At 32.7% G+C, this 4141-nt stretch carries 4 protein-coding genes; all 4 read left to right on the forward strand.

All coding sequences use genetic code 11. From position 1 onward, the window contains the following. Nucleotides 1–125: 125 nt before the first annotated feature. Nucleotides 126–1010: an alpha/beta fold hydrolase gene (locus ACFWDE_RS30060; protein ID WP_377896339.1), complete on the forward strand. Its 885-nt coding sequence runs from the start codon at nucleotides 126–128 to the stop codon at nucleotides 1008–1010. Between the two features lie 195 nt (nucleotides 1011–1205). Next, nucleotides 1206–2117, forward strand: a complete 912-nt coding sequence (menA, locus tag ACFWDE_RS30065; RefSeq protein ID WP_377896340.1) for a 1,4-dihydroxy-2-naphthoate polyprenyltransferase — start codon at nucleotides 1206–1208, stop codon at nucleotides 2115–2117. 171 nt (nucleotides 2118–2288) lie between these two features. Beyond that, complete coding sequence (locus ACFWDE_RS30070; protein WP_377896341.1) at nucleotides 2289–2972, forward strand: N-acetylmuramoyl-L-alanine amidase family protein; 684 nt, start codon at nucleotides 2289–2291, stop codon at nucleotides 2970–2972. A gap of 314 nt (nucleotides 2973–3286) precedes the next feature. After that, complete coding sequence (locus tag ACFWDE_RS30075) at nucleotides 3287–4132, forward strand: polysaccharide deacetylase family protein (protein WP_377896342.1); 846 nt, start codon at nucleotides 3287–3289, stop codon at nucleotides 4130–4132. Nucleotides 4133–4141: the final 9 nt, after the last annotated feature.

The raw sequence follows: 4141 nt of genomic DNA on the forward strand, positions 1-4141 counted from the left end.
CTCTCGCATTCTATAAAAATCATTTACGAAAAAGAAATTTGGATAATTTTGTCGAATTTATTTATTCTGAAAAAACAATTTCGTATTCGAACTAATTTACATCTAATAATTAGAGGAGATTAAAAATGAATCACTTTTTTGTAGAATTTGGCGAATATCAAGCAAGTGTTTGTGAATGGGGGGATAAAAGTAATCCTCAAATCATTTGTTTTCATGGTTTAGGAAGTACAAAATTAAGTTTTATAGAAATAGCGGAATTTTTAAAAGATAAATATCATATTGTATCGTTTGATCTACCTGGACATGGGAAAACACCAAATTTTGAGAAGGATGAAGATTACGGTGCATCCCATTTAACAAATTGGGTAGTAGCATTACTTGAGCAGATAGGAAAAGAAACATTTCATATAGTAGCACATTCATGGGGAGCAAGCGTTGCACTTCACTTTGCGGCAGAACGTCCAGAAAAAGTGAATAAAATGGTTTTGTTAGATGGTGGTTATCATCATGGTGAAATGAATGCAGATTATTTTGCGAAGTTATATAAAGATGCGAAAGAAGGAGAGTGTCCACCGCGATCATTAGAAGAAGAAATCAACCATTATGAAAAAGATTTTGATGAATATATTTTTGATAGCAAAGAAGCATTCTTCCAATCAGAAAAACTGGCTTACAGCAGGTGGTCACCATTAATAGAACGTGCGGTTTATGACTTAATGCGAGAAGAAGATAGTAAAGTAAAATGGCATGCTACTGGCGATACCGCTAGAGGGGTAATTAAGTTTCAATATACGGTGTATAAAACATTGAAATCTCATAAAATTAAAAGCGATATTTTATTATTGTATTGTGATCTTCCCGATAATTATTTGAAAATAAGAGAATTGCAGATTGCGGAATTTAAGAAGCATATTGATATTACGACTAAGCTTTATAAAGATACAGGGCATTTAATGCATTGGGATAGACCAGAAGAGATTGCTGAGGATGTTTTAAATTGGTTGATATAAAGAAGGTCCGTTGTTCGAATGTGAGCAACGGACTTTCTTTTGAAAAACTTAATTCAAGAGTGATAAGGGGACAAGCAAGAGCATTAAAGTTCTATCGCCAATTCTTTTTTTGATATAATAGATGTGAAGCAGGAAATAGATAGAAAGATACTGCTAGTAATTTATACTTAAAATGTAGGGAGATTGAACAGAGTTATGGGGAATGAAAAAGAAATTAGTTCCGCTAAATTAATATGGAAGATGACGCGCCCACATACATTAACGGCGACGTTTTCTCCTGTAATTTTAGGGACAGTGGCATCACTTTATGTTGCCGAAATTCATTGGCTTTTATTTATTGCGATGATGGTTGCATGTTTAGCATTGCAAATAGCAACGAATTTATTTAATGAGTACTATGATTTCAAACGTGGATTAGATACCGCTGATTCTGTTGGCATCGGTGGTGGAATTGTCCGTCATGGATTGAAACCAAAAAATGTTTTAACAGTTGCGCTTTTATTGTATGTAGTAGCAGCATTTATTGGAATTTATATTTGTATGAATAGCAGCTGGTGGTTAGTCGTCATTGGTTTAATTGGGATGGCGGTTGGCTATTTATATACAGGTGGTCCATTACCAATTGCGTACACTCCATTTGGAGAATTAGTTTCTGGATTGTTAATGGGGACATGTTTTGTACTCATTGCTTTCTTTATTCAAACGAATACTATAACGATTGAAAGTATATTGATTTCCATTCCAATTGGAATTTTAGTAGGTGCAATCAACATGTCGAATAACATCCGAGATATCGAAGAAGATATTAAAGGTGGAAGAAAGACGTTGGTAATCCTCCTTGGGAGAGAAAAAGCAGTGGTAACACTAGCTGTAGCTTTTTTAATTGCTTATTTATGGATTGCCGTAATTGTGTTGATGGGTTATATAAGCCCTTGGGCATTAGTTATGCTCCTAGGTTTGAAAAAGCCAATCTCTGCTATTCAAAGCTTCCAAAAAGGAGCAAAGGATCCCGGGTATATGCGCATCGCGATGAAATCAACAGCGATGACAAATACGATTTTTGGTTTCTTATTATCAGCAGGATTATTAATTAGTTATCTATTTTAAATAAAAAACTATTGTTAAATGACTAAACTCCAATTTCTTAATTTTAATATAGAGAAATTGGAGTTTAGTCATTTTTAAACAAAATCGACATTATCTGCACTTTATCTTTATTAGCATTCATTACTATTTTCATTAGAAACTGAATGAAAAGCTGATAAGGAGATTGTTAAAATGAAAAAAAGAGTGACATTGCTTTTATTTATTATATTAATAATGGGCACTGGCGTTAGTTTCATACATGCTAAGGGATATAAAAATGTATCAAAAGAGGATTTACGCTTAAGAGGAAAAATAATTGTAATTGATCCAGGGCATGGTGGTGGAGATAGAGGGACGAAAGGAAAGAAATTTGGAACGATTGAAAAAGATCTTAATTTAAAAGTAGCTCAAAATATAAAAAAAGAATTAGAAGAAAGAACGGATGCAAAAGTTATATTGACACGTGAAAAGGATACTAGCTTACTTCCAGAAACAAAGCAAAAGGAAGAATTACAAGCGCGTGTCAAAGTAGTTAAAGACCATTCGGCGGATCTTTATATTAGCATTCATCATGATGCTTTTAAGGATACAAGTGTAAATGGAATAACAACTCATTATGGGGCTAATAAAAGAAAAGATAAAAAGTTAGCTAAAATCGTACAAGAAGCTATTTTTGATCAAAATATAGATAATCACGATAGAGGCATTCATGGAAGTGATTTTCTTGTCTTAAGAGAAAATCCTTCCCCGGCAATTTTAATTGAGCTAGGGTTTACATCTAATGCGAGTGATGAAAAAAGAATGAATTCAGAAGAATTCCAAACAAAATCGAAAAAGGGTATTGTGGATGGCATTATTAATTATTTTATTATGTAATAAAAGGGACAAATAGAAAAATACTGTTCTTTCTAAATTTTAATCAGAAAGAGTAGTATTTTTTATTTTTGGTGTATACCCAGCTTTCAAATTTATGAATTACCTTAATGGTATTAGAGGGACAAATACTTTTCTAAAGAGTGAATACAATACGTTATTCTTTAACTGATTTCGACATTATCTGCATTTTGTCTTTATCTTTCTCTATTAATCTATTTATTGTAAATACCGGTTGAAACTAATGATTCAGTCGAGGAAAGGCTCAGCCTTATAAATAATTAATATGAAAATCAAGAGGGAAGGATCGAAAAATAATGAAAGAATCACAAAATAAGAAAAAAACAAGTGTATTAACTAAGGTAATAATATCTCTAGGAGTTGTTTTGGCAACGACCTTTTTCACATTCTTTTTAATTGGGGAATGGAACTGGAACTCTACCCCAGCGAAGGGAGTAGCTAAGGAAAGTATGAAACAAGTTAATACGCAACAAGAAAAGAAAAAGGAAACAGCACCGGCAAAACAAAAAAGACCTGATGGAAAGCCAGTAGGAAAAGTTGTTTATTTAACATTTGATGACGGTCCTAGCGAATTGACTGGGAAATTTTTAGATGTACTAAAAGAGCAAAATGTTGCTTCGACATTTTTTATGCAAGGTAGCAATTTACAAAATACAGGTTTTCAGGAAAATGTAAAACGAGCAGTAAAAGAAGGACATTATATTGGTGCACATAGTATGACACATAATAGTGATAAGTTATACAAAAAAGGACAATTTGTACCAGAGATGAAAGAAACGTTAGATCTTATACATAATATTACGGGTACAACTCCTAAACTAGTCCGTCCACCATATGGATCTGCACCAGGATTAAAGGGTGAGGAAATTCGTAATCAAATTGTAGAAGCTGGAATGAAAGTTTGGGATTGGACAATTGATTCAAATGATTGGAAATTAAAAGATAATCCAACTCAGATTATCGAAAATGTAAAGAAACAGACAACAGAAGAAGTAGAAGTTGTTTTAATGCATGAAAAGGCACAAACATTACAAGCTCTTCCTGAAATTATTAAATTTTATAAAGAGCAAGGATATGAATTTGGGGTATATAATGATGAAGATCATTTTCGTCTAAACTTCCAGAAAGATCAACGTTTATAGTATAAACAT

The sequence above is a fragment of the Bacillus sp. NPDC060175 genome (assembly GCF_042728695.1).
GTDB lineage: Bacteria > Bacillota > Bacilli > Bacillales > Bacillaceae_G > Bacillus_A.

Bases quoted from the DNA above. Each gene is read 5' to 3' on its own strand.
- ACFWDE_RS30060 (WP_377896339.1), top strand. From the start codon at position 126: ATGAATCACTTTTTTGTAGAATTTGGCGAATATCAAGCAAGTGTTTGT.
- menA (WP_377896340.1), top strand. From the start codon at position 1,206: ATGGGGAATGAAAAAGAAATTAGTTCCGCTAAATTAATATGGAAGATG.
- ACFWDE_RS30070 (WP_377896341.1), top strand. From the start codon at position 2,289: ATGAAAAAAAGAGTGACATTGCTTTTATTTATTATATTAATAATGGGC.
- ACFWDE_RS30075 (WP_377896342.1), top strand. From the start codon at position 3,287: ATGAAAGAATCACAAAATAAGAAAAAAACAAGTGTATTAACTAAGGTA.